The sequence below is a fragment of the Riemerella anatipestifer genome, assembly GCF_009932355.1.
GTDB lineage: Bacteria > Bacteroidota > Bacteroidia > Flavobacteriales > Weeksellaceae > Riemerella > Riemerella anatipestifer_E.
Genome location: NZ_LEKU01000005.1, coordinates 59381 through 85869 on the forward strand (window position 1 = coordinate 59381; position 26489 = coordinate 85869).

Below are 26489 nucleotides of genomic sequence, written 5' to 3' on the forward strand. Positions count from 1 at the left end.
AAATAATTTAGGAATTTCTCTTAGAGAAACAAAGTCGCAGAAGACTCATACTAAAGAAGTACTTTTTTTGAGAAAATTGATATAAATCAATATCTTTGCAGACTACGAATTCGTTTTCATGAAGAATATAAGAAACTTTTGCATTATAGCCCATATAGACCACGGTAAATCTACCTTGGCAGATAGGCTTTTAGAATATACCAATACAGTAACACAAAGAGAACTCCAAGCCCAAACCCTAGACGATATGGATTTGGAGAAAGAGCGAGGAATTACCATAAAATCTCACGCCATACAAATGGACTACGAATATAAGGGTGAAAAATATGTTCTTAACCTTATTGATACGCCAGGGCACGTGGATTTTTCCTACGAAGTATCTAGGTCTATAGCAGCGTGTGAGGGGGCATTACTGATTGTAGATGCGGCACAGAGCATTCAGGCACAAACAATTTCTAATCTTTATTTGGCGTTAGAAAATGATTTGGAGATTATCCCTGTACTTAATAAAATTGACTTGCCATCTGCAAACCCAGAAGAAGTTACAGATGAAATAATGAATTTATTGGGCTGTGAGTACGAAGATGTTCTAAGAGTTTCAGGGAAAACAGGAGAAGGCGTACACGAGCTTTTAGAGCAGATTGTGGAAAGGATACCAGCTCCTAAGGGAGAGCCAGATGCTCCGCTACAAGCCCTAATTTTTGATTCCGTTTATAACCCTTTTAGAGGGATAGAAGCCTATTTTAAGGTAGTTAATGGCAAGATAAGAAAAGGCGAGAAAGTTAAGTTTATGGCTACCGATAAAACCTACGAGGCAGATGAGGTAGGGACACTAAAACTGAAACAACAGCCAAAACAAGAAATCAAGTGTGGAGATGTAGGCTATATTATTTCTGGGATTAAAGATGCCAGAGAGGTTAAAGTGGGAGATACTATTACAAGTGTAGAAAATCCTGCTACTGCTCCGATAGAAGGTTTTGAAGAGGTGAAACCAATGGTTTTTGCTGGGATTTATCCAGTAGAAAGTGAGGATTTTGAAGAACTAAGAACCTCCTTAGAAAAACTTAGGTTAAATGATGCTTCTTTAGTTTTTGAACCAGAAAGTTCAGCGGCTTTAGGATTTGGTTTTAGATGTGGATTCTTGGGTATGCTCCATATGGAAATTGTTCAGGAAAGGTTAGATAGAGAATTCAATATGAATGTTATCACTACGGTTCCCAACGTATCCTATCACGGATATAGCAAGAAAGAACCGGAAGTGCCAATCCTTATCAATAATCCTTCGGAAATGATGGACCCAACGGTAATGGATAGAGTGGAAGAACCTTATATTAAAGCTTCTATCATTACCAAATCCGATTTCGTAGGAGCGGTGATGACGCTTTGTATAGAAAAACGAGGAGAAATTGTTAATCAAAGCTATCTAACTTCCGATAGAGTAGAGCTTGTCTTTAATATGCCTCTTGCAGAGGTGGTTTTTGATTTCTATGACAGATTAAAATCCATTTCTAAAGGTTATGCTTCCTTTGATTATCACCCAATAGGTTTCCGTGCTTCTAAATTAGTTAAGATGGATATTCTTATCAACGGAGATATGGTAGATGCATTGTCTTCTCTCATACACCAAGACAATGCCTATGGTATTGGTAAAAAAATGTGTGAGAAGCTGAGAGAGCTTATACCGAGACAACAGTTTGATATAGCAGTACAAGCGGCTTTAGGAACAAAAGTTATTGCTAGAGAAACCATAAAAGCCTTAAGAAAAGATGTAACAGCAAAATGTTATGGAGGAGATATTTCAAGAAAAAGAAAACTCTTAGAGAAGCAGAAGGAAGGTAAAAAGAAAATGAAGCAGATAGGAAGAGTAGAAGTTCCACAATCAGCGTTTATGGCGGTACTAAAACTGAATGATTAAACTTCATTAAGGATAGTTTAAAATAGAACCTAACTTAGCTATTTATAACAAGCTGGTTAGGTTTTTTTATTTTGAATAATCTGAATTTTAAGAAATCATCAATCAAGGTAATAGTCAAAAAGGAAAAATGATTTTTGTCAGTCCATAAATTAGTTCGTATTTTTGTTGGCGAAAATCATTCTAAATAAATACAATGATAAAAGTATCAGACCAAGCTAAAGATAAAGCAGTTCAGCTCATGACAGAAGATGGGTTTAATCCTAGTGAAGATTTCATTAGAGTAGGTGTCAAGAGTGGCGGTTGCTCTGGTTTAGAATATGTGTTGAAGTTTGATAATCAGACCACAGATACAGACCAAATCTTTGAAGATAACGGAATTAAGATAGTGATAGACAAAAAATCAATTCTCTATTTAGCAGGGACAACTTTGGAATATTCTGGAGGTCTTAACGGGAAAGGATTTGTATTTAATAATCCTAATGCTGCCAGAACTTGTGGTTGTGGAGAGAGTTTTTCGCTTTAGAAAGTAAAAATTAAGAGTAACTTTAAGAAATTATGGCAAAATATACAGAAGACGATTTAAGGGAAGACCTTAAAAATAAAGAATACGAAGCTGGATTTTATACGGACATAGAATACGAAGATTTCCCTATGGGACTTAACGAAGATATTGTTCGTCAGATTTCGGCAAAGAAAAATGAACCAGAATGGATGACAGAATGGAGGCTGGAGTCTTTCCGTATTTGGCAAAAAATGGAAGAGCCAGATTGGGCGAATGTGAAGTATGAAAAGCCAGACTTCCAAGCCATAAAATATTATGCCGCTCCTAAAAAGAAACCAGAATTAGCGAGTTTAGATGAGGTGGACCCAGAGCTATTAAAAACTTTTGAGAAGTTAGGCATCTCTTTAGATGAGCAGAAGAGGCTTACAGGTGTTGCCGTAGATGTGGTGATGGATTCTGTATCGGTAAAGACTACTTTCCAAGAAACTTTAAAGGAGAAAGGCATTATCTTTTGTTCTATATCAGAAGCGATACAGGAGTATCCTGACTTAGTTAAAAAGTATATTGGTAAAGTAGTGCCAAGAGGAGATAACTTCTATGCGGCACTTAACTCGGCGGTATTTTCAGATGGTTCTTTCTGTTATATACCTAAAGGCGTAAAATGTCCTATGGAACTTTCCACTTATTTCCGTATCAACCAAGCGGGAACAGGGCAGTTTGAAAGAACTTTAGTAGTAGCAGATGAGGGAAGTTATGTGTCTTATTTAGAAGGCTGTACCGCCCCTTCTAGAGATGAAAATCAGCTCCACGCTGCGGTGGTAGAGCTTATCGCGATGGAAGGTGCAGAAATCAAGTATTCTACCGTTCAAAACTGGTATCCTGGGGACGAAAGTGGTAAAGGAGGCGTATTTAACTTCGTTACTAAGCGAGGGCTTTGCGAGAAAAATGCTAAAATCTCTTGGACGCAAGTAGAAACAGGCTCGGCGGTAACTTGGAAATACCCTAGCTGTATTTTGAAGGGCGATAATTCTATCGGAGAATTTTATTCTATTGCCGTAACCAACAATCATCAGTGGGCAGACACAGGGACGAAGATGATACACATCGGGAAGAATACCAAATCTACCATCATCTCTAAAGGAATTTCTGCAGGGAAATCCAACAATTCTTACAGAGGATTGGTAAAAGTAATGCCATCAGCAAAGGGAGCTAGAAATTTCTCACAGTGCGACTCCCTTTTGATGGGGAACGAATGTGGTGCTCACACCTTCCCTTATATTGAAATTAAAGACCCTTCGGCACAGCTAGAACACGAGGCTACCACCAGCAAAATAGGCGAAGACCAGATTTTCTACTGTAACCAAAGAGGTTTAGACACCGAAAAGGCTATCGCCCTTATCGTAAATGGATTTAGCAAGGAGGTACTTAACAAACTCCCGATGGAGTTTGCCATAGAAGCCCAAAAACTCCTAGAAATTAGTTTAGAAGGAAGTGTAGGGTAGAGGAGCTAACCTTAGGGAAGCTCCCCAAACCATTGAAACACCTAGTATAAAGGGACGAAAATAACACCGATGAGTTTATGAAACAATGGCTTCTGTTTATCTATCTAGCAACTTGTATCAGAGTGATGGCACAGGCGGATACGCTTTATGTTTATGGTCCAGGTGGTCCTTATGCGCCCATAAATGAGGCAGCACAAATCTTTGCTAAAAGAAATAACCTAAATATTAAGGTAACCAAAGGTCCATTTTCGCAATGGAAAGATAAGGCACGAAACAATGCCCATTTAATTTATAGTGGAGCAGAGTTTATGATGACCCAGTTCATTTCAGAGTTAGGAAATGTGCAGCAGCAGACCGTTTATCCTCTTTATTTGAGGAAATCTGGGCTTATCGTAAGAAAAGGAAATCCTAAGAACATTAAAACTTTAAAAGATTTAATGAAACCCAAACTTAGAATAATGGTAGTTAATGGAGCAGGACTTACAGGAGTATGGGAAGATATTGCGGGGAAAACACAAGATATAGAGGTGCTAAGGAAGATTAGAAAAAACATCGTCTTATTTGCTGAAAATAGCGGACAGGCTCAAAGTTTTTGGGCGAAAGACCCTAGCATAGATATCTGGGTTTCTTGGAATATTTGGCAAAAAAATAACAACGGGAGTGCTGATTTTGTATCTTTGGAAGATAGATATACCACTTATAGAGATTGTGGGATAGCTCTTACAGCCTACGGAGAGGCTAATCCTAAAGCCTTAGAGTTCTATCAATTTCTAAAAGGTAAAGAGGTACAAGCCCTTTTTGAAAAGCAAGGTTGGATAGAACGAAACCCATCTGCCCAGAAAAAAAAGGAAGATAGGAAACCTCAAAAGGTATATTCCCGAAAAGAAAAGCTATCTTCCTTAAAGCAAAAGAAAGAAGGTTTATTGATAAATCATCAGTCCTAAAATAAAAGACAGATAGATTTCGTAAAAATAAAGAAGAAATAGAGAAACAAATTATAAAATATAAAGATATGGCAACAAAATCTTACGCAGAACGCATCACAAAAGTAAAACTGATGCTAGATGCTATGACACAGAACAAGTCAGACCTTCCTAAAAAGCTAGATGACGACTACATCAGCCAGATGCAAACTCTAAAAGACAAAATAGAGGTTCTGAATACCGAACAAGAGAAGCTCAAAGCAGATTTAAAATATAAAACAGAAGCCCTTAATAAAGAGATAAGTGCCTTAGACAAACTTTATAGCGAAGCCAAAAAGCGGATTAAACTAGATTTTGAACAAACACGCTGGATTGCATTTGGGATAGAAGACAAAAGATAACTTAGACCTAAAAAATCAAAATGAGAAAGTACATCATAAACGGTATTTTAGCCTTGGGGCTATTGTCTTTTGGGGCTTGTAATAAATCCGAAAAAACAGCCCAAAATCACCCCGCCGAAGGGCAGGTTATAGACACTCTTGTCTCTACTCCAAACGAAATGTATCAAGGCGTACTCCCTTGTGCCGATTGCGAGGGTATTTTTACCATCATTACTTTGGCTCCAGACCAAACCTTTGATAAAACCGACTATTACTTAGGTAAAAATGAATATTTCACCGAAGAAGGCTCCTACACCGTAGATGCTTCCACAGGGATTTATGCGTTATCTTCTAACAATGATAAGGCTACTCAATATTATCAAAGGGAAGAAGGTAAGTTAGTCCTTTTAAACGATAAAAAGGAGAAAAACACAGGAGCTAATGCTCATACTTATGAGTTAGAACAACTTTCTAACGATGATTACCACTTTACCCCAACCCCCGTGGAGGGCTTCCTCATCATAGGGCACGAGGTGAGCTCTTTCAGACCAGCCAATTCGGCTAAAGTCTATTGGATAGAAGACCCTTCGGGCGAGTTACAGAAGAGATATGAAGCAATAGTAAAGGATAAAAAGATACCTTACTTTCCTGTAAAGGCAAATTTGGTTTTAGAAAAAGATACCAAAAAAGCGGAGGGCTTTGCCGAAGATTATGATGGGGTAGTAGTAGTGAAGAAACTACTAGATTTAAAGCTGATTTCTGTGGGAAATTAGGATAGGAAAGACGATGATAATTAAATAAACAAAAATTAAATTAAAACATTACATTATGAAAAAAGTAGCGTTATGGTTAGCATTCCTATTTACAGGAATTCTTTTCGCACAAGAAGCCAAGTATCAGTTGTCTAGTCATATTTTAGACATTACTCAAGGAAAACCAGCTCCAGGAGTAAGCATTACCTTGTCTAAACAAAATAAAAATGGTGTTTGGGTAAAGGTAGATGAAAAGGTAACAGATGAAAACGGGAGGATTAAGAATTTTCTAAAAGAAGAAAAAGGAGTAAGCCATCAGGGGATATACAAACTTACCTATCATACTACACCGTATTTTGAGAAGTTAGGGCAGCAGAGTTTTTATCCGTTTGTAGAAGTTGTTTTTGAGCTAAAGGACAACAGCCACTATCATGTACCTATTACCTTAAGCCCTTACGGATATTCTACTTATAGAGGAAACTAAAACAAAGAGCAGAAGCTCATTAGAAAAGTTAATCCTTACTTCAATATTGCAGATTATGAAAAAAAGTATAATGGTTTTAGTAGGTTTATTGTTGGTTCAGTTTTCTTTAGCACAATATACCGAACAAGGGACTTCGCTCAATCAAGAGGGAGCTTTAGAACTGGCAAAGCAAGCCCACATAGAAGCTCGTAAATTAGGTAAAAAGGTATCCGTAGCAGTCCTAAACAATTCGGGGGTAAGTCTTTTATTATTGAAAGGCGACCAAGTAGGACCTCATAATACCGAAGCCTCTAGGAGAAAGGCTTACACTTCGCTTTCCACCAAAACCCCAAGTTTTGAGTTGATGCAAAAGGCAGCCAGTAATCCTACGGCACAAAACTTAAATACTTTGCCAGAGCTTCTACTTTTAGGAGGAGGCGTACCCGTTTGGAAAGATGGGGAGCTGATTGGGAGTCTAGGGGTTTCTGGAGCTGGTGGTGGAGAGCAAGACCATAATGTGGCCAAGAAGGCGGTTGAGAATATGGGCTACGAGATAACCAAATAAAAATTAACAATAAATAAAATTATATATAGAAATGTTAAATATAAAAAACTTATATGCTAGGATAGAGGACGGAGCGGAAATCCTTAAAGGGATTAACTTAGAAATAAAACCAGGCGAGGTACACGCCATTATGGGACCTAACGGAGCTGGGAAATCTACCCTTTCCTCTGTAATTGCAGGAAAGGAAGACTACGAAGTTACCGATGGAGAAATCCTTTTTGAAGGGGAAAATATAGTAGAAGATGCTCCAGAAGAGAGAGCTCATAAGGGGATTTTCCTTTCGTTCCAGTATCCAGTAGAGATACCGGGGGTTTCGGTAACCAATTTCATCAAGGCAGCCATCAACGAAACCAGAAAGGCTAACGGACTGGAGGATATGCCTGCGAAAGAAATGTTGGCACTTATCCGTGAAAAATCCGAGCTTTTAGGGATAAAGAAAGATTTTCTTTCTCGTTCTCTTAACGAGGGTTTCTCTGGAGGAGAAAAGAAAAGAAACGAGATTTTCCAAATGATGATGCTTAATCCTAAACTGGCCATCTTAGATGAAACCGATTCTGGGCTAGATATTGATGCGTTAAGAATTGTATCCGAAGGGGTTAATCATTTCAAAAATGAGGGAAATGCGGTGCTTCTAATCACTCATTATCAGAGATTGCTTAACTACATTCAGCCAGATTTTGTACACGTATTGGCGGACGGTAAGATTATTAAAACGGGAGATAAAACTTTAGCTCTGGAGTTAGAGGAGAAAGGGTACGATTGGCTACTCTAATCAATCCAAAACTTTTAAAAGTTTATAAGTTGTGTAAATCTATTAGTAGGTTTATCAATATAAAAATAAATGGTAAGGCACAACAGTCTTACTTAATTAGTCAAAAAAGATTTTTATGTCATTATTTGAGAACATTAAAACACATTCTTCTTCACTTTCGGGGGATAAATTAAATGCTTTGGAACGATTCTTAAGCAAAGGTTTTCCTTCTAAAAAAGATGAGGAATATAAATATACTAATCTAAAAGAAATTATAGAAAAACAATATCAGTTTTTACCACAAGAAGAGCATCATATTTCTGAAGAGGAACTGAAAGCATTGCGTCTAGGAGAAGAAGATTTTGATTGGGTAGTGCTAGTTAACGGGAAATGGCGTCCAGAGCTTTCTAAGATTTCGGATAAAGATATTAAAGTACTTGCCTTAGACGAGGCACTTTCTAATGGAGAGAATGAGGTTTTGTTCCGTGCTTATTTTAATACTATTGCTAACGAGAGTTGGGCGTTTCCAAATCTTAATTTGGCATTCGCTCATTCGGGAGTAGCACTTTATGTGCCTAAAAATACGGTAGTAGAAAAGCCAATACATATTTTCTATATTTCGCAAAATCAATCAGAAAATACGTTCTATAATCCGAGAAATATATTGGTGGTAGAAGCTGGTAGCCAGATAGAAGTGATAGAAAGTCATCATAATTTTGATGATTCGTTTACCTTTACCAATAGCCTTACTGAAATTTTTACTAAACCTAACGCTAAAGCAGATTGGCATAAGTTACAGAACGATACAGATACTTCGTATCTGGTAGACCATACCTTTGTGAAGCAAGAGAAGGATAGCTTAGCTACGGTAAATACTTTCTCTTTCGGAGGGAAGTTGGTGCGTAATAATTTAGATTTTATTCAGGAAGGAGAAAATATCAACTCTTTTATGAATGGAATTACCATTATTGGTAAAGACCAACTAGTTGACCATCATACTGCAGTACACCATAATCAGCCTAATTGTGAAAGTTATCAGAACTACAAAGGAGTATTTAAGGATAATGCTCACGGAGTGTTTAATGGGAAAGTATTTGTAGATAAAATAGCTCAAAAAACCAATGCTTATCAGCAGAATAATAATATTTTACTAAGCGAGGGTGCTACGATAGATTCTAAACCACAGTTGGAGATTTTTGCAGACGATGTAAAATGTTCTCACGGTTGTACGGTAGGGCAGCTAAATGAAGATGCTTTGTTCTACCTTCGTGCTAGAGGAATTTCTAAAAATGAGGCACAGGCATTATTGCTTTACGCCTTTGCAAATGATGCAATGGAAAATATAGATATAGAACCTCTAAAACTAAAAATATCCAAGCTCTTAGCTGAAAAATTAGAAGTGAATATAGAGTTCTAAAATAAACAAAGGTCTTATCAAAATATTTTGATAAGGCTTTTTTCTAATAAGTATAAGAAACAAGAATGGACTTAAATAAAGTAGAATTTCACATAGATGCTTATAAAAGCCATGGGCAAATTTTAGATGCGGCATCTTTTGCGGTTAGAGCTTTTGGTTTAGAGCATTTTAATTTTGCAGGATTTGATTTTAGAGAGGAGGTGGACGCTAGGTCTATTGTACTTACGACGGAGGGAGAACTGTCCCAGCCACAGAAAGTGAAAATACCTAAAAATCTTTTTAATTTTGATTTTAATTTAGTCCTTAACCTTTTGGCTCATGAGATGCTACATGTAAGACAAAAGGCACAGGAAACATTAGTAGAGGATAAAAATGAAAGAGAGTTCCAAGCCTATTACGAAACTTTATTTCATAAAATATTTCCTCAAATACCAGATGCACCAGACTTCAATAGAAAACAATTTGCTGATAAAGCACTAGAATACTACCGAAGAATGGGAGAAGGCTCTGCTTTACAAGAAAAATATGCTTCCCAAAAAGAAGAAGTAGAAGCTCTTAAGATAGAGCTTTCCCAAGAAAATAAAGACCTTTAAGGGTATGCAACCTATCGGCTATATGGATTTTGTCTGATAAAGGTTTATAGACGTGAGAAACCCCTCCTGTAGCTATCACAAGAGCATCTTCTCCTATTTCTCGGTTAATTCTTTCTATAAAACCTTCTACCATACCTAGATACCCATACACCATACCGCTTTGCATACAACTTACAGTATCTAATCCTAGAACGGATTTAGGTGCTTGTAGTTCTATTTCTGGGAGCTGTGCAGTATCCTGTATTAAACTCTTGAGAGAGGTGATAATTCCAGGAGCAATAATAGCTCCTAAAGTTTCACCATTGCGAGAAATACAACTAGCCGTAAGAGCTGTTCCAAAATCAAAAATTATTTTAGATTTATTAGGGTAAAGGTGATGAGCTGCAACTAAATTTGCATAGATGTCGGTACCCATTTGCTTGGATTTTGGTTCAACTTCAGAAGGTGTATTCCTATCTACTAAAATAGGTTTTAGGTGGTGTATTTTTTCTAATGCTCTTACAATATCGTTGGTCATTTGTGGTACAACGGAGCCTATTATCAGTTGGTCTATTTCTTCAGGCTTGATGTCATAAGATTGATAATGCATCAGAAACTGAACAAAAAGTTCGTCTTTAGTTCGGTAGGGTTTAGTGTTAATAACCCACGAGAGGCTACATTCTTCATTATTAAATAAACCAAAACGGATATTGGTATTTCCTATGTTGACTACAATGGTTTTCATAATGATAATTATTTTTCAGCAGATAAATTATTTTACTTCTAAAAAGTTATCTTCTGGATTTACATCTGCTAATCTTTGTGAAAAATCAATGCCTAGAACGGAAATTTGTTCTTTGGTAAAAGGTATTTCAAAAGTGTATTCTAAGGAAGTCCAATTCCAATAATCCAAAGTAGTGAAATTGCCTAAAAAGTCAGATTTTTTAGGAGTTCTCATCATATTTAATGGGATATGGTAAGAAGTTATTTTTTTATCTTTGGTAAGTACTCCAAAATCTATAGGCATAGGAACTCCGCCTTTGTTTACTAAAGTAATGGTAGTAGAGTTGGGGTTATACTTTACTTCTTTTATGGCGTAGTCTATGGTTTTGGTGGTGTTAATCCAGTAATGTTTAAACCATTTTAAATCCATACCAGATATTTTTTGAGCAATATGGAGAAAATCTCTATCAGTAGGGTGTTTTAGATGCCATTCATCATAGTATTTTAGTAGTGTGGTCTTCAGAAGGTCTTCTCCCATAATATAGCCCAACTGCACTAAGAAAAGCTCTCCTTTAGTATAGGAAGCTACGGAGTAGGCTGTGCCGTCGTCGTGATGGTCAGCAAACCAAACAGCAGGTTCTTCTTTTCCTGTTTTTACAAACTTTCTGTAACCTTCTAAAGCACCTATAAAAGGGTTTGGCCAAGCCTCTTTAGGAGGGAAAAGCTGATACATAGCAAAGTCTTCGGCGTAAGAAGTAAAACCTTCGTCTAGCCAAGGTGTAGTACTTTCGTTGGTTGCTAACATCTGCTGATACCAAGAGTGTGCACCTTCGTGAGCCATTAGCCCAACTAGGCTTTCTAAACTTTTGGCTTCTCCAAGTATCATAGTACACATACCATACTCCATACCGCCATCGCCACCTTGAACGAATGAATAGCTAGGGTACACATAGCGACCGAAGTTAGCATTCATAATTTGAAAAAACTTATTAACATAAGGTTTGGCTTGTTTCCAGTATTCGGTTTTTTCATTTTTTTGATAAACGAAATAGACTTTTGGTCCATCAGGTACGATAAATTCTTCTACGGAATAATCTGGGTCTGCTGCCCAAGCAAAGTCTAGAATATTCTTTGCTGTCCAATTCCAAGTTGCTTTACCATTAGCATCTGTTTTAGGTTTAGATTGCAAAGTGTAGCCTTTAACTTCGGTAGGGTTTGTAAGTGTTCCACCAGCACCTATAACATAGCTAGGGTCTATTTTGATATTGATGTTATAATCCGAAAAAGGAGCGTGAAATTCTCTCCCAATATAATCAAAAGTTGCCCAGCCATCGTAGTCGTATTCCGCTAGTTTGGGATACCATTGGGTCATGGTCATTTCTATGCCTTCTCGGTTTTGTCTTCCTGCTCTTCGGATTTGATAAGGGATATTGGCGTCCCAATCCATAGTGAAAGTAGTCGAAGAGTTTGGCTTTATAGGTTGATTAAGATAGACCTTCATAATGGTTCCTTGAACTTCAAACTGGAGCTCTTTACCATTTTGTTTAATCCAATTTATTTTTTGGTTGCCTTCTTTCCCTTCAGGAATAGAAGCTAATCTAGAAACTATTTTTCCTGCTTTATTTTTTTCTACTAGTCTTTTGTCGGCATTATCGCCTTGGCTTCTCACTCTTTCATCCATCATAGAGTTTGGTTTAAAGGCATTCCAGTAGAGATGAAAGTAAACCTCCTTTAGCTCATCAGGAGAATTGTTGGTATAAGTAACGGACTGCTTGCCGTGGTAAGTGTAGTTATTAACATCTACATCTATATCCATATTGTAGCTAGCGTATTGCTGGTAGTATTTACCTTTTTGTGCATATCCCAACGAGGTTAAAAAAAGCGATAGTGATAGAAAAAAATATTTTTTCATTTTTCCGATAATTTTTTAGTCTTCAAATATAACAAAATCTCATTTATTCATTATTTGAATGGATTTCTGGTGAAAAAAGGTAACTTTGCAAGCGTAATAAAGACAACAAAATATTAAATTATGGCTACAGAACAAGAGCTTTGGGGTAGGGTAGAACAGTTTTTTGTAGAGCATTTTCAGAGTGAACGCAATCCGCCATTGGAAACGATATTATTTCTCATAGGCGTTCAGGAATTGGGTGGTGGAAAACAAAAATATACCAAAGACGATAAGCTAAATCTTCTCCACATAGCGGTGTGTAGACTATTGGAGCCGTTTGGTTATTATAAATTTAAAGAGTACGATGCGGAAGGCTGGCCTCACTACGAGGAGTTAGAGCCTCTGCCTGAGCTAAAACCTAATGAGCAAAGTATTCTTATGAAAAAAGCAATTATACAATATTTTATAGATGAGAATTTGCTAGAACAAGAAAGTTAGAGGTACGAAACTCATAATAATCTGTTAAAAAACTCGCTTTTAAGATAAAATTTCTAAAAAACGAGTTTTATTGTTTTTTTGTTGATAAGAAATATTTAATTTTAACATCTGAAAAATAACCTGAAAAGTGCGTAACAAGTTTATTCCTATTATATCTATTTTGATGACGATTTCTCTGTTGGTGTTCGTCAGTTTTCAATTTTATTGGCTTAAGGAATATTACAGCTCTATTGAAGAAGAATTCGCAGGCAAGGTGCAAAAAGTTTTGGAGCGCTCCACGCAAGATATTTCTAATATTGAAATAGATAAATATCTAAAAGAATATGAAGGCTTCCAAGCTTCTATAAATGAGGATAAAAACAAGCCTACTCTAAATATTATCAGGCAAGTACAAGATTCGGCAGATAAAAAACTTATTTCCTTTAGTAGAAGTATTATAGAACCTCAAAAGATACCAGTTTCCTCTAAAGGGGACACTTTGGAAAGGGTTAAAGTCTATGCTGATGAGGGTATTTATCGTTTGAAAGGGGCTGGGCGTACAACAGAATTGCTTACGGCACAACTGAGTAAAGACATCAATGATAATACTTTTACTTTCAGAGATTTTGCTAAACTAAATGCGAGTAACTTGCCCATACACAAAAGAGTAAGCGGTAAGGAGATAGATTCAGTACTTTCTAAGGAGTTTCAAAAAATAGGTATTAGTGCTAAATTTGGTTATGGTGTGTTGGATAAAAATAAAAAACTAACCACTATTGCTGATGAGGTTTACCTTGAAAATCAATCTAAAGCTAATTATAGTTTTCCTCTTTTTACCGATAAAGAAGAGCAGCCTATTTACACCTTGTCGCTTGTTTTTCCAGATAAAAAATACTCTCTACTAAGAGATAATCTGCCATTACTTTTAGGAACTGTTTTTTCACTTTTAACTATTGTATTTATTTACATTATTTCCATCAACTATATGCTGAGACAGAAAAAAATAGCAGAAGTAAAAACAGACTTTCTTAATAATATGTCTCATGAGTTCAAAACACCTTTAGCTACAATTTCGGTGGCTACGGACTCTTTAGCAAATGATAAAATAGCCAGCGACCCAATTAAAGTAAAATATTACTCTGGACTCATAAAGCAAGAAAATCTCCGAATGAAAAAGCAGGTGGAGAATGTCCTCAATATGTCAAAATTAGAGAGGAACGAAATGAAACTTTTCTTGCGAGAAACCAATTTGAGGGAGTTGATAAGAAACATTGCTAATTCTGTTAGATTGATAGTAAACGAAAGAGGCGGAACGCTTACAGAAGATTTTAAGGCAGAACGCTATAATCTAAAAGTAGATGAGTTCCATTTATCTAATACGCTTATAAATCTGTTGGATAACGCAAATAAATATTCGCCAGATAAGCCCGAAATTAAAATTGCTACCCGCAACGAGGGGAATTATTATGTGATAGAAATTTCGGATAAAGGTATGGGGATGGAGCCTCAAAATAAAACTAAGATATTTGAGAAGTTTTTTAGAGAAGAAACAGGGAATGTACATAATGTAAAAGGTCAAGGTCTGGGACTTTCCTATGTTAAGAAAATAATAGAACTCCACAAAGGACAAATAAGCGTAGAAACCCAAAAAGGAAAAGGAAGTACCTTTATTGTAAAACTTCCAATGATTTAATTATAAAAAATTAAGCTATGAGCAACAGGATATTACTAGTAGAAGATGACCAAAGTTTCGGAGCGGTGCTTAAAGACTATCTAAGTATAAATAACTTCGAAGTTACTCTCGCTACAGACGGCGAGGAAGGTCTTAAAGAATATACAAATAATGATTTTGATATTTGTATATTTGATGTTATGATGCCTAAAAAAGACGGCTTCACTTTAGCGGAAGATGTTAAGAAATTAGGAAAAAATATTCCAATTATCTTCCTAACAGCCCGAAATTTAAGAGAGGATATTTTGAAGGGTTATCAGTTAGGAGCAGACGATTATATAACAAAACCTTTTGATACCGAACTGTTACTTTATAAAATCAAGGCGATTTTATCTAGAAGTACTTCTTTGGAAGAAGAAGAGCAAGAGCAATTTAGCATTAGCAATATAGAGTTTGACTCTATGTTGAGGCAGCTTAAAGTACACGATAAAGAATATAAACTTTCTCCAAAAGAGAACGAGCTTTTGAAGTTGCTTTGTCTCCACAGAAATGATTTTATGCCTAGATATTTAGCACTTCGTAAAATATGGAAAAAAGAAAACTATTTTACCGCTAGAAGTATGGATGTATATATTGCTAAACTAAGGAAATTACTTAAAGATGATGAAGGTCTCGAAATCATCAATGTACATGGAGAAGGGTTTAGGCTTCTAGTTAAAAATTAAATTAAATAGCTGGTTCAAAATAATTGTGAATCAGCTTTTTTTGTTAAAGCAAATAGAGTTCTACAGATGATAGATAAAGTAGTTAATCATCGCCTCATAAACTAGCTAAGACATAAAAAGAGATTTATATCAATACAAAATTTCATTATCTTTGCGAAATGGAATACAATACTCAAAAGAGAAACTTACAATTACCCGAATATGGGAGAATTATACAAGAACTTGTAGAATATTGCAAGACACTTCCTTCCAAGGAAGAAAGAAATAAAGTTGCCAAAGCTATTGTTGATTTTATGGGGCAGAGAAATCCGCAACTTCGAGACGAGGAAAACTACGCACACAAGCTTTGGGATCATTTGTATATTATTTCAGGTTACGATTTAGATGTAGATGCACCATATCCTTTTCCTACGCCAGAGGAAATCAATCAGAAACCTAAAAAGATGGATTATCCTAAGCTACAAGGAGACTATAAATTCTATGGTAAAAGCATTTTGCAACTTATAGAAAGGGCTTTAGAACTAGAAGATGGTGATGAAAAAGAGGCTCTTATAGAGGTAATTGCTAATAATATGAAAAAGTCGTACAATGTTTATAATAAAGAACATGTACAAGACGATGTTATCTTCCGCCATTTAAAGGAACTTTCTGAAAATAGATTAGATTTAACAGGGATAGATTCTTTAGAAAAGAGTAAAATTTATTATAACTCTAATAAGAATAATCCTAAATATCAAAATAAACATCAGAATAATAACGGGAATAACAGAAGAAAATATAACTCTAACAATAAATACAAAAGAAAATCATAATGAGTGGTGCTTTTCAAATCAGAGGCGGCAAAAGACTTCAAGGCGAAATTACGCCCCAAGGAGCTAAAAATGAAGCTCTACAAATATTATGTGCCGTTTTATTAACAGATCAAGAAGTAAGAATAAAAAATATACCTGATATACAAGATGTTAATAAGTTAATTGGTATATTGGGAGACTTAGGCGTTAAGGTAACTAAAAATGGAAAAGGGGACTATACTTTCAAGGCAGATAGTCTTAATTTAGATTACCTTAAATCCGAAGAATTTAAAAAAGAAGGAGCTAAACTTAGAGGCTCTATTATGCTTTTAGGTCCTATGTTGGCAAGGTTTGGGGAAGGTTATATGCCAACGCCAGGAGGAGACAAGATAGGAAGAAGAAGGTTAGATACTCATTTTCAAGGATTTGTTGAGCTTGGTGCAGAGTTTCACTTTAATGATGTAGAGAGTTTTTATAGTTTAAAAGCAAATTCCTTACAAGGTAAATTTATCCTTTTAGAAGAAGCATCAGTAACAGGTACGGCTAATATTATTATGGCGGCTGTATTAGCGAAAGGTAAAACTAGAATTTACAATGCCGCTTGTGAGCCTTATTTACAACAGCTTTGTAAAATGCTTAACCGAATGGGAGCTCAAATTTCGGGTATAGGCTCAAACTTATTAACCATAGAAGGTGTTTCATATTTACACGGTACAGAGCATACTATGTTGCCGGATATGGTAGAAATAGGCTCTTGGATAGGGTTAGCAGCAATGACGAAATCCGAAATCACCATTAAAGATGTTCACTGGAACCAGTTGGGGATTATTCCAAATACTTTTAGAAAATTGGGTATTCAGTTAGAGAAAAGTGGTGAAGATATTTATATCCCAGCACAAGAGCACTACAAAATACAGAAATTTATAGACGGCTCTATTTTAACCATTTCTGATGCACCTTGGCCAGGTTTCACACCAGATTTGTTGTCTATTATGTTGGTGGTAGCAACTCAAGCCAAAGGAAGTGTATTGATACATCAAAAAATGTTTGAATCTCGATTGTTCTTTGTGGATAAACTGATAGATATGGGAGCACAGATTATCCTTTGTGACCCACACCGAGCTACAGTTATTGGTCTTAATCAAGAAACACCACTTAGAGGTACTGTGATGACATCCCCTGATATTCGTGCAGGAAATGCACTTTTGGTAGCGGCTCTTTCGGCGGAAGGTAAATCTATCATTCATAATATAGAGCAGATAGACCGAGGCTACGAAAATATAGATGGCAGACTCAAGGCTTTAGGAGCAGATATAGAGCGTATATAATAGTCAGAAAATACTTTTGTCATCTTGGCTAGAACACTTATATCTGTTGTAGGTCCTACGGGAATAGGTAAAACCGAATTGGCAATAAAAATAGCCCAGTTTTTCGGTACTGAAATTTTATCCTGCGATTCGCGACAGTTTTTTAAAGAAATGCCCATTGGTACAGCCGCTCCTTCTAAGGAGGAGTTGGTTATTGTACCGCACCATTTTATAGGGCATTTATCTATTACAGAAGATTATTCCATCGGTCGTTACGAAAAGGAAGCCTTGGCTTTATTAGATAAGCTGTTTCAGAAATATAAAGTCGTGGTAATGGTAGGCGGTAGTGGTATGTACGAGAAGGCGGTAGTGGAAGGTCTTAATGATTTGCCAGAAGCTAACGAAGATTGTATTAAAGAACTTGAACAAATCCTTAATAAGGAAGGGATAGAAGCCTTACAGAAACAGTTAGAGGCACAAGATGAGGTCTATTATCAGCAGGTAGATAAAGATAATCCTAGACGCTTGATAAGGGCTTTAGATATTATTAAACAAACAGGGAAACCTTATTCTGAAATTATAGCAGAAACCAAGCCTCAAAGGGACTTTAATACTATTAGGATTGTACTCACGGCACCCAGAGAAATTATCTATGAAAGAATCAACCAAAGGGTAGATAGAATGATAGAGAAAGGTTTGCTAGATGAGGTTAAAGATTTGCTTCAATATCAAGATAGAGTAGCTTTGAATACAGTGGGTTATATAGAGTTATTTAATTACTTGAATGGTGATTGGGAGTTAGATTTTGCTGTTTCCGAGATTAAGAAAAACTCTAGACGCTACGCAAAACGCCAAATGACTTGGAACCGAAAACTTCCTTATCTGATAGAACTTCCGTACCAATATTCTAAGGAGGAATTAGTATCTTTGCTTAATAACTTAAATTTAAAATAAAATGGCTAGAACACCGTCTAATATGTTGGATTTAGGCACTAAAGCTCCTTTTTTTGAGCTTCCTAATCCTGCTAAAAATAACGAGTTACAATCTTTAGAAAACTTAAAAGGAGAGAAAGGAACATTGGTTATTTTTATGTGTAACCACTGTCCGTTTGTGATTCATGTGATAGATAAATTAGCAGAACTCTATGAAGATTATAAAGCTAAAGGAATCGAATTTATCGCAATTAATTCTAATGATATAGAGAACTATCCTGCGGATTCACCAGAGTTAATGATTGATTTTGCTGAAGAACACAGTGTTAATTTCCCTTATTTATTTGATGAAAGTCAAGCTATTGCTAAAGCCTACGACGCTGCGTGCACTCCAGATTTCTACTTTTTTGATGACAAATTAGACTTGGTATATAGAGGTCAGATGGACGACTCTCGCCCAGGGAATCAGCACGAAGTAACGGGAGAGGATTTAATTATTGCTTTTGAAAACCTTTTAGCAGAACAACCACAGGAGGAACTTCAGAAACCTAGCTTGGGTTGTAATATTAAATGGAAGTAAAATATTAGTTTAGAAAGCATCTGTAAAAGTGAAAAATAGGAGCAGGTTAATTGTATTAGGTTTATTATTTCTAGTTGCAGGAGGATTTATTGTTTGTAAGTTAAATAAAGACTTTTTGCTTTTGTGGAATAGTAATTCAATAAAAGTAACTACTGACAGTCCATTAACAAAGGATAAGGTGAAAATTGAATTTGGTAATGGTGTTAATTCAATTAATCGTACAACAGATGCTGAACTTTTCAGTAGGAGAGAGAAATACACTGTTTTATATGATGGTAAGATTAAAGATAAAATGATGAATGAATATGGAGAGAATGATTTTTTAATAACCTATGATAACAAGTATTATTTCTCTTTCCGACAGTTTAAACTTAATAGAAGACACCAGCACGATTATAGCTTCCACTTTTACCCTAAAGGCGATAAAATATACATTGCTGTTGATATAAAAGGGCAAGATGCAATGAAATTTGAAAAACCTATGATTGATATTAAATCAGCGGATAAATATATATGCAATACTCCAATTGATAGTGCTGGAGGTATTTATAATATGATTGAGTTATCAAATCCCAAATAAAGGGTAAAAGACTATTTTAGATGGGAGAAGTAATAAGTCGCCCATTTCTTTCTTAAAATGGAACAAAAAGATTATATAAAAAAGCAGATTGACCAACTTGGAAAAGTATTAGGGAAATTACTTTTTGATTTGATTGGAGTTAACCAAAGCGGAAAGGTTACAGATGGGATAGCGTTTTCAAGCGAGGTGCTGAAAAAAGAATTAGGTATTGACCTTGATAAATTACTTTCAATTCCAAATCAATGTTTTGTTCAAATACTGACAAACGAGTTCAAGTTTTCTAATGAGAGTTTGAATTATTTAGCAGAAGTTTTATTTTACCTATCTGAAAATCAAAGTGAGGAAATGAAAGAAAAACTTTTGGAGAAAACTTTAATAATATATCACTTTCTGGAGTTAAACGAAAAAATATATTCAATAGAAAGGAATAAAATGATCACTTGTATCAAGCAGAAGTTAAATAAGTAGAATGATACACTACTAAAAATTCAAAATAAAAACTCCGCTTCAAAATTTTTGAAGCGGAGTTTTGTTCATGTTTAACAAATTAAAACTTTATAAAAAAGTTATTTTTCTTATTAAGCGTTAGGCTCTACAGATACAAAAGATCTGTTATTAGCTTTTTTCTTAAATACCACTGTACCATCTACTAGTGCAAACAAAGTATGGTCTTTACCAATCCCTACATTTTCTCCAGGGTGGTGTTGTGTACCTCTTTGTCTTACAATAATATTTCCAGCGATAGCTTCTTGCCCTCCGAAAATCTTCACACCTAATCTTTTAGAGTGAGATTCTCTACCGTTTTTGGAACTACCAACTCCTTTTTTGTGTGCCATTTTGTTTTAAAGTTTTTTTAGGTTGAAAAAATACTTAGGCTTTTCCGCCTTTTAGTTGTCCTTTAAGAGCTTCTAACTCTTCAAACTTTCCATCAGCAGCTAGTTGTGCTTGTTGAGGCCAAGTTGTAGGATCCATAGCCGCATATACAGCACCGTTAGGATCTAAGATGGCTTCTAGCTCCTCTTTAGTTTTCTTTGCTAAATCAGCAAAAGAAGTAATACCTACTCCTGTGAAAAGCTCCGCTACTTTAGGACCAATACCCTCAATTAGAGTAAGGTCATCTCCTTTTTTAGAAGATTTTTTTGTAGTAGCCCTGGTTTCTGTTTTTGCAGAAGATTTTTTAGCACCATCAAAACCTGTTATAGAAACAATTTTGATTTGAGTAAGAGACTGTCTATGCCCATTTTTCTTAGCATATCCTTTTCTTCTTTTCTTTTTGAAAACGATAACTTTATCAGCTTTCAAATGCTCAATAATTTCCGCTTCTACAGCGATGCCACTTACAGCTGGGGCGCCTACTACTGTTGCTCCGTTTACGGTAAGAAGTACTTTATCAAAAGTTACTTTGTCTCCTTTCTCACCAGAAAGACGGTTTACAAACAATTTTTGGTCTTGCTCAACTTTGTATTGAAGCCCTGCTATCTCTACGATTGCAAACATTGTTATAAATATTTATTAGTTAGTTAAGGGTGCAAAATTAAGTATTTTTTTTGAATTATAGATATTTAACTCAAAAAAAGTGAGAGTTAACTTTAAAATAGATTTGCAATACAAATATTAAATCTCCTGATAGGATAAAAAACTGAGAGTGAGAAGATAATGATATTGCTAAATAATTATAAATTTGTGTCGGAGAAAATAAAAAAAAGTTATGTCTAAACTGGCGAAAATTTTAAAGGGTTTGCTGGCTTTGTTAGTTCTAAACTCGTGTGCGTCTATGATGTTGAATGACAAAAGTATTCAGCCGAGTGAAATTAGTAATCTAGGAAATTTTGAAACTATTTCAATGATTAGGTTGATTAAGAAAGGTAACAAATCTGAGCCGAGCGATTCGTTGTCAAACTTGTCTTCAAAAATTATGGATTCGATTATTTGGAACTCAAGTAGTCCCAAAATTACAACTAAGTTTAATCTAACTGATGAAAAATTAAGGCAGAGAGTTGAGGATGATATTCTAAAAACCATGCTTCATATTAGAGATACTCGAAAGCTAGACCATATCAAGACGACCCCAGCTATGGATTCTATTGTGAAAGCACAAAATCAAAGATTTGCGTTATGTGTGGTTAATACAGGCTTTGATAGAAGGAAAGGTAATTATGGTAACCAAATTGCGAAAGGGTTAGGGATAGGTATTTTAACTATGGGAATGTACACTCCTGTTCCTATAAAAGCTAATACTGCCGTATATGCAATGATATTTGATGCGGAAAAAAGTACAGTTGTATTCTACAATACGATACCTTTTGTTGAAAAATCACCAACGGACAGAAAAAATTTGAGTCAACTATACAGCAAACTTTTTGAAGGTTTCTTTTATAAAAAAGAATAAAAAAAGTATTGTATTATTCTCAATAAAGAAAAGGTGTTTTAGAATTTTCTAAAACACCTTTTTGCTTTTTATGATATTAGATAATATTAACTTCTCGTTCTAGAGTAATCCCAAAGGTGTTTTTTACAGAAGAGATGATCTCGGATGAAAAATGATAGATTTCTTCACCTGTGGCGTTTCCTGTAGCGTTGATGATGACTAGTGCTTGTAAATGATGGGTCGCTACATTGCCTATTTGTTTACCCTTCCAACCTGTTTGTTCTATTAGCCAACCTGCAGGAACTTTGGTTTGGTTGCCCTGCGGATAACCAGGTAGGCTAGGGAATTGTTTTTGTAAGTTCTGATAATCCTCTGTGCTGATACTCGGGTTTTTGAAAAAACTACCTGCATTACCTATCTCTTTAGGGTTAGGAAGTTTAGATGTCCTGATGTTTATGACTGCCTGTGCCACTTCTTGTATGTTAGGCTGGGTAACATTTAGACTAGAAAGCTTTTGTTGTATAGCGCCGTAGTCTGTTCTAATGATGTGGTTTCTTTTTGTTAGTCTAAAGCTGACTTCTAGTATAACATACTTCCCCTTGCCCTCTCGTTTAAAAAAGGAATCTCTATATCCAAAATTGCATTTCTCCTTATTAAAGGTTTCTACCTCTAGGGTTTCTAGGTTGAGAACTTGGCAAGACTCAAAATGGTCTTTAATTTCCACGCCGTATGCCCCTATGTTTTGGATAGGGCAAGTGCCTACATTACCTGGTATTAGAGAGAGGTTCTCCAGCCCACCATAGTTTTTCTCTAGGCTGTATTGTACAAACTGATGCCAATTTTCTCCTGCTTGTGCTGTGAGTAATACTTCATTATCGTTTAGGTGTTGTTCTTTGATACCTTTTAGGTTGAGTAAGATGGTAAGTCCATTAAAATCCTTTGTTAATAAGATATTACTCCCACCACCTAAGAATAATATAGGTAAACCTTTAATCTCATCTAGCTTTAGGACAGCCGTTAGCTCCTCCAAACTACCGACTTCTGCAAAGTATTTAGAAAATGCTTCTACCCCAAAGGTGTTATGTTTTTTAAGAGAATAATTGGTCTTAAGTTGCATAGATAGAAAAATTAAAATAATGATGAGCAAAGATAATTTAAAAAAATAAACCGTTATCTTTTGTTTGTATGATAATTGTTTTATACATTTGCCTTAGTTTTATGACACGCAATATCAGTAACATACAAACAAGTGTAAAAAAGTACCTCAATTATTTGGTAATTTCAGATAATTGTGTACACACACACAGGTAGTTTCGTGGGTATGCGTCCGATTATTTAGAAAATTCTTTCAGCTTTTATCGTTAACTATAAATGGAGTTCCACCAACTTTCGTTGGCGGATTTTCGCATTTATACCATTCTAATTTTAGCTTTCATAAATACATGCTAAAAGCACCATTGTTTTGTCTTAAAACATGGTCGTTCTTGTTAAGTGCTTTTAGCGTTCAGAGAGGGAGTTTTTACTTTCTTTCTGTTTTAGCCTTCCTCCTCATTTTGTGTGTGTTTAGAGGGGGGAGGCATTTTTATATCAAACCTCATCCAATAGATGTTTGGAATAAAAACATTCCTGTTAACCATCAGCCTTTTGTTATTGAGAATAGCGCTTCTTCTCAGCTTGTACTTTCAAATACAAGGGGAAATTTTAATATAAAGTATAACAACAATTTTTAAACATATTATAAACAATTTTAAAATTAAATGTAATGAAAACAACAACTACAAGATTGATGAATGCACTTGCCTTTTTGGTGCTAAGTTTAGCAGCCTATGGGCAGGATTACAGTGGCAAGGTTGGTATAAACACCAGCCAACCTAATGCTACTTTGGATATTAAAAGCAAGTCTGCTAATTCTAGTAATACTTTGGAGGGTTTGGTAATTCCTAATGTAAGCAAGGATAAAGCCTACCGAATGACTACTAATACTAAAACTCCCCTTAAAGAATCTACCTTAATTTATGTAGATAACCTTTCAGATTACTCTGGAGCAGATGCTACGGTAGGAGATATTACGGAGAAAGGTTACTACTTTTGGAACGGCACTAAGTGGGTAAGAAGTGCGAGTAGCGTAGGAAATGAGTGGACTTATGCAGGGAGAAGGAATTCTATTAGTTCAACAACGGGGTATGAATATCAAACAGATTCTATTGCTTTAACCCGCTCTATGCCTGCAAATACAGTTTTGGCTTATAATGATTTGAATAAGACTTTAGGTGTTAATAGTGGAGTTTTAGGGGTGTCTAGTTACAATCCTAATAAAGAGGCTCTTTCTTTTACTGCTCTTACAGATGATGGAGGGGTACAACTATACAGAGGAAGAAACACAAATGCTAATGGTGTTATGGGCTATCTGGATTTCACTGACGAGCTAGGTAAGTATAAAATAAGAAGTGAAGTTATAAATTATAAAAATGTTGCTTCAAATCCAGATGGAGTTACAGGAGCTTATCAAATACTATCTAATTACAGAGATACATCAGGAGTTAGATTTGATGAGGGTAATTTTAGCTTTATATTATCCAATGTTGCAAATATATTTCAAAACGCAAATGCCATTATAAAAACTAATAAAAATGGGTATTATTTTAATCCTATAGGAATTATAAAGTCAGATGAGGTCTCAAATACGGTTTATAGTGAAACCTTTGTTAGAACAGGCATGGATAATTTAGGTAATGGCTCAAAAATAAGATGGTCTATAAATAAATTTATGCCTGGAGCTGGTTGGGGTGTTACTACAGAGCGTCTCCAAAGAACAGTAGATTTTACCCCAATGGGGTTTATAGATTTTGGTATTTCGGGAGATGTATCAAATACAGTTGATGTCAATAATGGTTTAGGCTTTGGTTTTGGTGATGTTGTACACGCTGTTATTAGAGAAAGTGGTAGAATGGGATTAGGAACTAAATCTCCAAGAGAGAAATTAGATGTGGCAGGTAGGGTAGTAGCCGATGGAGAAGTAAGAAGTATGGCAGCTAATGGTTTTAGAATAGCGTATAACAATAAGGGGGTTATCTTTAGAAACGATGGAGATAGATTCTTACTGATGACTTCTAATGATCAAAACGGATTAGGATCATTCTCTACTGATAGACCTTTTGTATATGACTTTACAAGCAAAAACCTTTTATTACAAAGAGAGGGAGCTGATGGTAATGTAGGGATTGGTATATCTGCTCCCTCTGAAAAACTAGAGGTAAATGGAGGTATCAAATCCTCTTCTTTAGCGGGGCAGGGTAATCGTACACTTTATGCTGATGCCAATGGAGTTATTAAGGTGGGTTCTACGGCTTATGCTAGTGCTTCTTTATGGAGTGATGATGCAGCTAATAATAAGGTAGTACTTGCGGCTAATTCTAATGTAACGATAGATAAGACTTCCGGAGAACTATTAGCAGGAAGTTTTAAAGGGGTTAACGGAGCTACCATTTTCCCAGACTATGTATTCCAAAAGTATTATACAGGAACTTCTAGTCTCAAGGCAGATTACAACTTTAAAACCCTTAGCCAAGTAGAAGACTTTGTAAAAACTAACGGGCATTTGCCAGGGTATTTGTCTGCTTCTAAAATCAAAGAACAAGGTTATATAGACCTTATGGCAACTCAACTGACGAATGTGGAGAAGATAGAAGAACTTTATCTATACAGCATAGAGCAGGACAAGGCTCTAAAAGCGAAAGATGCAAGAATAGAAACCTTGGAAAATAAAAATAAGGAGTTGGAGGTTCGTTTACAGAAGCTAGAAGCTTTATTAGTAAAATAGTTTAATCCTTTCCCCTATTGTGTGTTTTAGCATAATGGGGATTTTTGAAAGAATAACAATCATTAAAAATAGAATTATGTCAATTAAATTTAAAGTCATTGAAAGAGGTCAGCCTGGTGTAAGTGGTGGCGGTAACAAAAAGTGGTATGCTAACGCTACCACAGACGGCGAGATAGGTATAGACGACCTTACCAAACAAATCGAGAAGTTTTCTGCTCTAAGTGAGGCAGACATTAAGGCGGTGATTATCGCTCTAGAGAATGTGATACAAAATGCTTTGGCGGATAGCAAAATCGTCCGTTTGGAGAAGTTGGGGACACTCTATCCTACCCTAAGCAGTGGCGGTGCGGCAACAGAGAAAGACTTTAACCAAAGTCTTATTAAATCGGTAGGTGTAAACTATCGCCCAGGGAAACGCATACTAGATAGTATGAAGGCGGCAGGCTTTGAAAAAACGAAGTAAACCGTCCTATCTATACGCCTTAAAAAAACTACCGCAGGTTTCAAGAGAAACTTGCGGTAGTTTTGTATAAAACCTGCTGTGGTTTTGGGTGAAACCTGCGCAGGTTTTTTAGCTAACTTAGTTTATCTTCGGAAAGCCCCTAGCTATAGGTGTTACAAAGCATAGTTGCTTTTTACCTAAAAGATACTTATGTTTTGCCCAAAACCTAGTGATGTTTTGGTGGAAACCTAGCTAGGTTTTTACATAAACTAAGGCGGATTTTTAATAATTTCAATGTGTCTTTGTATGAGCATTGGTAGTGGGGGTAAAGCAGAAGTGCTGTGTATGTTTATATCTGTACTTTTGTCTTGAAACAAAAGTACCAAAAGTTCAAGAGCAAAGGTAGGTTTGCCTTTGGCACGGGATTGCCCCCTGCTA

Annotated in this window: 28 protein-coding genes; 23 read left to right on the top strand and 5 right to left on the bottom strand. The window is 35.8% G+C overall.

Annotated elements, in window-relative coordinates:
- Positions 1 to 118: 118 nt before the first annotated feature.
- From lepA to GXW81_RS01455, 11 genes are all read left to right on the top strand, one after another.
- Entirely contained in the window at positions 119 to 1915 is a 1797-nt protein-coding gene (lepA, locus tag GXW81_RS01405; protein WP_004920511.1) for a translation elongation factor 4, read from the top strand.
- Between the two features lie 193 nt (positions 1916 to 2108).
- Positions 2109 to 2438 (top strand): iron-sulfur cluster assembly accessory protein, encoded by a 330-nt coding sequence (locus GXW81_RS01410; RefSeq protein ID WP_161530881.1) that lies wholly within the window; start codon positions 2109 to 2111, stop codon positions 2436 to 2438.
- Between the two features lie 32 nt (positions 2439 to 2470).
- Complete coding sequence (gene sufB, locus GXW81_RS01415) at positions 2471 to 3919, top strand: Fe-S cluster assembly protein SufB (RefSeq protein ID WP_161530882.1); 1449 nt, start codon at positions 2471 to 2473, stop codon at positions 3917 to 3919.
- A gap of 77 nt (positions 3920 to 3996) precedes the next feature.
- Positions 3997 to 4863: a substrate-binding domain-containing protein gene (locus GXW81_RS01420; protein WP_161530883.1), complete on the top strand. Its 867-nt coding sequence runs from the start codon at positions 3997 to 3999 to the stop codon at positions 4861 to 4863.
- A 68-nt stretch (positions 4864 to 4931) separates the two neighbouring features.
- Complete coding sequence (locus GXW81_RS01425; RefSeq protein ID WP_161530884.1) at positions 4932 to 5243, top strand: membrane-binding protein; 312 nt, start codon at positions 4932 to 4934, stop codon at positions 5241 to 5243.
- Positions 5244 to 5263: 20 nt separating this feature from the next.
- Complete coding sequence (locus tag GXW81_RS01430; RefSeq protein WP_161530885.1) at positions 5264 to 5995, top strand: copper resistance protein NlpE; 732 nt, start codon at positions 5264 to 5266, stop codon at positions 5993 to 5995.
- A gap of 55 nt (positions 5996 to 6050) precedes the next feature.
- Positions 6051 to 6458, top strand: a complete 408-nt coding sequence (gene uraH / locus GXW81_RS01435; RefSeq protein ID WP_013447000.1) for a hydroxyisourate hydrolase — start codon at positions 6051 to 6053, stop codon at positions 6456 to 6458.
- Positions 6459 to 6513: 55 nt separating this feature from the next.
- Positions 6514 to 7002, top strand: a complete 489-nt coding sequence (locus GXW81_RS01440) for a heme-binding protein (protein ID WP_014615085.1) — start codon at positions 6514 to 6516, stop codon at positions 7000 to 7002.
- 31 nt (positions 7003 to 7033) lie between these two features.
- A complete protein-coding gene (gene sufC, locus GXW81_RS01445) occupies positions 7034 to 7774 on the top strand; it encodes a Fe-S cluster assembly ATPase SufC (protein WP_013447001.1) in 741 nt (246 codons plus the stop codon).
- 115 nt (positions 7775 to 7889) lie between these two features.
- Entirely contained in the window at positions 7890 to 9170 is a 1281-nt protein-coding gene (gene sufD, locus GXW81_RS01450; protein WP_161530886.1) for a Fe-S cluster assembly protein SufD, read from the top strand.
- 65 nt (positions 9171 to 9235) lie between these two features.
- Positions 9236 to 9763, top strand: a complete 528-nt coding sequence (locus tag GXW81_RS01455) for a hypothetical protein (protein ID WP_161530887.1) — start codon at positions 9236 to 9238, stop codon at positions 9761 to 9763.
- Here the strand turns inward: GXW81_RS01455 and GXW81_RS01460 are convergent.
- Positions 9726 to 10487, bottom strand: coding sequence for a type III pantothenate kinase (locus tag GXW81_RS01460; protein ID WP_161530888.1), 762 nt, complete (start codon positions 10485 to 10487; stop codon positions 9726 to 9728). The two genes, GXW81_RS01455 and GXW81_RS01460, sit on opposite strands and share 38 nt — an antisense overlap.
- A 27-nt stretch (positions 10488 to 10514) precedes the next feature.
- Complete coding sequence (locus GXW81_RS01465) at positions 10515 to 12377, bottom strand: M1 family metallopeptidase (protein WP_161530889.1); 1863 nt, start codon at positions 12375 to 12377, stop codon at positions 10515 to 10517.
- Between the two features lie 120 nt (positions 12378 to 12497).
- Between GXW81_RS01465 and GXW81_RS01470 the strand changes: the two genes are divergently transcribed.
- The 9 genes from GXW81_RS01470 to GXW81_RS01510 all read left to right on the top strand — a co-directional run bounded on the left by GXW81_RS01470 (position 12498) and on the right by GXW81_RS01510 (position 19889).
- Positions 12498 to 12854 carry a hypothetical protein gene (locus tag GXW81_RS01470; protein ID WP_017686191.1) on the top strand — a complete coding sequence of 119 codons (357 nt, stop codon included), beginning with the start codon at positions 12498 to 12500 and terminating at the stop codon, positions 12852 to 12854.
- A 163-nt stretch (positions 12855 to 13017) separates the two neighbouring features.
- The gene (locus GXW81_RS01475; protein ID WP_154137661.1) at positions 13018 to 14526 is read left to right on the top strand and encodes a sensor histidine kinase KdpD; all 1509 of its coding nucleotides are present in this window, start codon (positions 13018 to 13020) and stop codon (positions 14524 to 14526) included.
- Positions 14527 to 14543: 17 nt separating this feature from the next.
- The gene (locus GXW81_RS01480; RefSeq protein ID WP_161530890.1) at positions 14544 to 15230 is read left to right on the top strand and encodes a response regulator transcription factor; all 687 of its coding nucleotides are present in this window, start codon (positions 14544 to 14546) and stop codon (positions 15228 to 15230) included.
- 158 nt (positions 15231 to 15388) lie between these two features.
- Positions 15389 to 16042, top strand: a complete 654-nt coding sequence (locus GXW81_RS01485) for a DUF4290 domain-containing protein (RefSeq protein WP_161530891.1) — start codon at positions 15389 to 15391, stop codon at positions 16040 to 16042.
- Complete coding sequence (gene murA / locus GXW81_RS01490; RefSeq protein WP_161530892.1) at positions 16042 to 17349, top strand: UDP-N-acetylglucosamine 1-carboxyvinyltransferase; 1308 nt, start codon at positions 16042 to 16044, stop codon at positions 17347 to 17349. Before GXW81_RS01485 ends, murA begins: the two co-directional genes overlap by 1 nt.
- A gap of 24 nt (positions 17350 to 17373) precedes the next feature.
- Complete coding sequence (gene miaA / locus GXW81_RS01495; protein WP_161530893.1) at positions 17374 to 18282, top strand: tRNA (adenosine(37)-N6)-dimethylallyltransferase MiaA; 909 nt, start codon at positions 17374 to 17376, stop codon at positions 18280 to 18282.
- A 1-nt stretch (position 18283) separates the two neighbouring features.
- Positions 18284 to 18841, top strand: coding sequence for a thioredoxin family protein (locus GXW81_RS01500; RefSeq protein ID WP_161530894.1), 558 nt, complete (start codon positions 18284 to 18286; stop codon positions 18839 to 18841).
- A 178-nt stretch (positions 18842 to 19019) separates the two neighbouring features.
- A complete protein-coding gene (locus GXW81_RS01505; RefSeq protein WP_260393523.1) occupies positions 19020 to 19421 on the top strand; it encodes a hypothetical protein in 402 nt (133 codons plus the stop codon).
- 57 nt (positions 19422 to 19478) lie between these two features.
- On the top strand, positions 19479 to 19889 hold the full coding sequence (locus GXW81_RS01510; RefSeq protein ID WP_161530896.1) for a hypothetical protein: 411 nt from the start codon (positions 19479 to 19481) through the stop codon (positions 19887 to 19889).
- Between the two features lie 110 nt (positions 19890 to 19999).
- Here the strand turns inward: GXW81_RS01510 and rpmA are convergent, their stop codons facing one another.
- Both rpmA and rplU read right to left on the bottom strand, forming a co-directional pair.
- Positions 20000 to 20257 carry a 50S ribosomal protein L27 gene (gene rpmA, locus GXW81_RS01515; protein WP_004920580.1) on the bottom strand — a complete coding sequence of 86 codons (258 nt, stop codon included), beginning with the start codon at positions 20255 to 20257 and terminating at the stop codon, positions 20000 to 20002.
- Positions 20258 to 20291: 34 nt separating this feature from the next.
- On the bottom strand, positions 20292 to 20918 hold the full coding sequence (gene rplU, locus GXW81_RS01520) for a 50S ribosomal protein L21 (protein WP_161530897.1): 627 nt from the start codon (positions 20916 to 20918) through the stop codon (positions 20292 to 20294).
- A gap of 211 nt (positions 20919 to 21129) precedes the next feature.
- Between rplU and GXW81_RS01525 the strand changes: the two genes are divergently transcribed.
- The gene (locus tag GXW81_RS01525) at positions 21130 to 21810 is read left to right on the top strand and encodes a hypothetical protein (RefSeq protein ID WP_161530898.1); all 681 of its coding nucleotides are present in this window, start codon (positions 21130 to 21132) and stop codon (positions 21808 to 21810) included.
- A gap of 76 nt (positions 21811 to 21886) precedes the next feature.
- On the opposite strand, the gene murB is transcribed toward GXW81_RS01525, so the two are convergent.
- Entirely contained in the window at positions 21887 to 22906 is a 1020-nt protein-coding gene (gene murB, locus GXW81_RS01530) for a UDP-N-acetylmuramate dehydrogenase (protein WP_161530899.1), read from the bottom strand.
- Positions 22907 to 23551: 645 nt separating this feature from the next.
- Here murB and GXW81_RS10455 point away from each other — a divergent pair.
- Together GXW81_RS10455 and GXW81_RS01540 are read left to right on the top strand one after the other, a co-directional pair.
- Positions 23552 to 25609, top strand: a complete 2058-nt coding sequence (locus GXW81_RS10455) for a hypothetical protein (protein ID WP_260393524.1) — start codon at positions 23552 to 23554, stop codon at positions 25607 to 25609.
- Between the two features lie 76 nt (positions 25610 to 25685).
- Positions 25686 to 26072 carry an HU family DNA-binding protein gene (locus tag GXW81_RS01540; RefSeq protein ID WP_161530900.1) on the top strand — a complete coding sequence of 129 codons (387 nt, stop codon included), beginning with the start codon at positions 25686 to 25688 and terminating at the stop codon, positions 26070 to 26072.
- The last annotated feature ends 417 nt before the right edge of the window (positions 26073 to 26489 follow it).

Bases quoted from the DNA above. Each gene is read 5' to 3' on its own strand.
- GXW81_RS01410 (WP_161530881.1), top strand. From the start codon at position 2,109: ATGATAAAAGTATCAGACCAAGCTAAAGATAAAGCAGTTCAGCTCATG.
- GXW81_RS01485 (WP_161530891.1), top strand. From the start codon at position 15,389: ATGGAATACAATACTCAAAAGAGAAACTTACAATTACCCGAATATGGG.
- GXW81_RS01510 (WP_161530896.1), top strand. From the start codon at position 19,479: ATGGAACAAAAAGATTATATAAAAAAGCAGATTGACCAACTTGGAAAA.
- GXW81_RS01540 (WP_161530900.1), top strand. From the start codon at position 25,686: ATGTCAATTAAATTTAAAGTCATTGAAAGAGGTCAGCCTGGTGTAAGT.
- GXW81_RS01470 (WP_017686191.1), top strand. From the start codon at position 12,498: ATGGCTACAGAACAAGAGCTTTGGGGTAGGGTAGAACAGTTTTTTGTA.
- GXW81_RS01465 (WP_161530889.1), bottom strand. From the start codon at position 12,377: ATGAAAAAATATTTTTTTCTATCACTATCGCTTTTTTTAACCTCGTTG.
- GXW81_RS01480 (WP_161530890.1), top strand. From the start codon at position 14,544: ATGAGCAACAGGATATTACTAGTAGAAGATGACCAAAGTTTCGGAGCG.
- GXW81_RS01420 (WP_161530883.1), top strand. From the start codon at position 3,997: ATGAAACAATGGCTTCTGTTTATCTATCTAGCAACTTGTATCAGAGTG.
- sufB (WP_161530882.1), top strand. From the start codon at position 2,471: ATGGCAAAATATACAGAAGACGATTTAAGGGAAGACCTTAAAAATAAA.
- GXW81_RS10455 (WP_260393524.1), top strand. From the start codon at position 23,552: ATGAAAACAACAACTACAAGATTGATGAATGCACTTGCCTTTTTGGTG.
- GXW81_RS01440 (WP_014615085.1), top strand. From the start codon at position 6,514: ATGAAAAAAAGTATAATGGTTTTAGTAGGTTTATTGTTGGTTCAGTTT.
- sufD (WP_161530886.1), top strand. From the start codon at position 7,890: ATGTCATTATTTGAGAACATTAAAACACATTCTTCTTCACTTTCGGGG.
- GXW81_RS01455 (WP_161530887.1), top strand. From the start codon at position 9,236: ATGGACTTAAATAAAGTAGAATTTCACATAGATGCTTATAAAAGCCAT.
- rplU (WP_161530897.1), bottom strand. From the start codon at position 20,918: ATGTTTGCAATCGTAGAGATAGCAGGGCTTCAATACAAAGTTGAGCAA.
- sufC (WP_013447001.1), top strand. From the start codon at position 7,034: ATGTTAAATATAAAAAACTTATATGCTAGGATAGAGGACGGAGCGGAA.
- GXW81_RS01475 (WP_154137661.1), top strand. From the start codon at position 13,018: ATGACGATTTCTCTGTTGGTGTTCGTCAGTTTTCAATTTTATTGGCTT.
- lepA (WP_004920511.1), top strand. From the start codon at position 119: ATGAAGAATATAAGAAACTTTTGCATTATAGCCCATATAGACCACGGT.
- murA (WP_161530892.1), top strand. From the start codon at position 16,042: ATGAGTGGTGCTTTTCAAATCAGAGGCGGCAAAAGACTTCAAGGCGAA.
- uraH (WP_013447000.1), top strand. From the start codon at position 6,051: ATGAAAAAAGTAGCGTTATGGTTAGCATTCCTATTTACAGGAATTCTT.
- GXW81_RS01425 (WP_161530884.1), top strand. From the start codon at position 4,932: ATGGCAACAAAATCTTACGCAGAACGCATCACAAAAGTAAAACTGATG.
- rpmA (WP_004920580.1), bottom strand. From the start codon at position 20,257: ATGGCACACAAAAAAGGAGTTGGTAGTTCCAAAAACGGTAGAGAATCT.
- GXW81_RS01525 (WP_161530898.1), top strand. From the start codon at position 21,130: ATGTCTAAACTGGCGAAAATTTTAAAGGGTTTGCTGGCTTTGTTAGTT.
- murB (WP_161530899.1), bottom strand. From the start codon at position 22,906: ATGCAACTTAAGACCAATTATTCTCTTAAAAAACATAACACCTTTGGG.
- GXW81_RS01430 (WP_161530885.1), top strand. From the start codon at position 5,264: ATGAGAAAGTACATCATAAACGGTATTTTAGCCTTGGGGCTATTGTCT.
- GXW81_RS01460 (WP_161530888.1), bottom strand. From the start codon at position 10,487: ATGAAAACCATTGTAGTCAACATAGGAAATACCAATATCCGTTTTGGT.
- GXW81_RS01500 (WP_161530894.1), top strand. From the start codon at position 18,284: ATGGCTAGAACACCGTCTAATATGTTGGATTTAGGCACTAAAGCTCCT.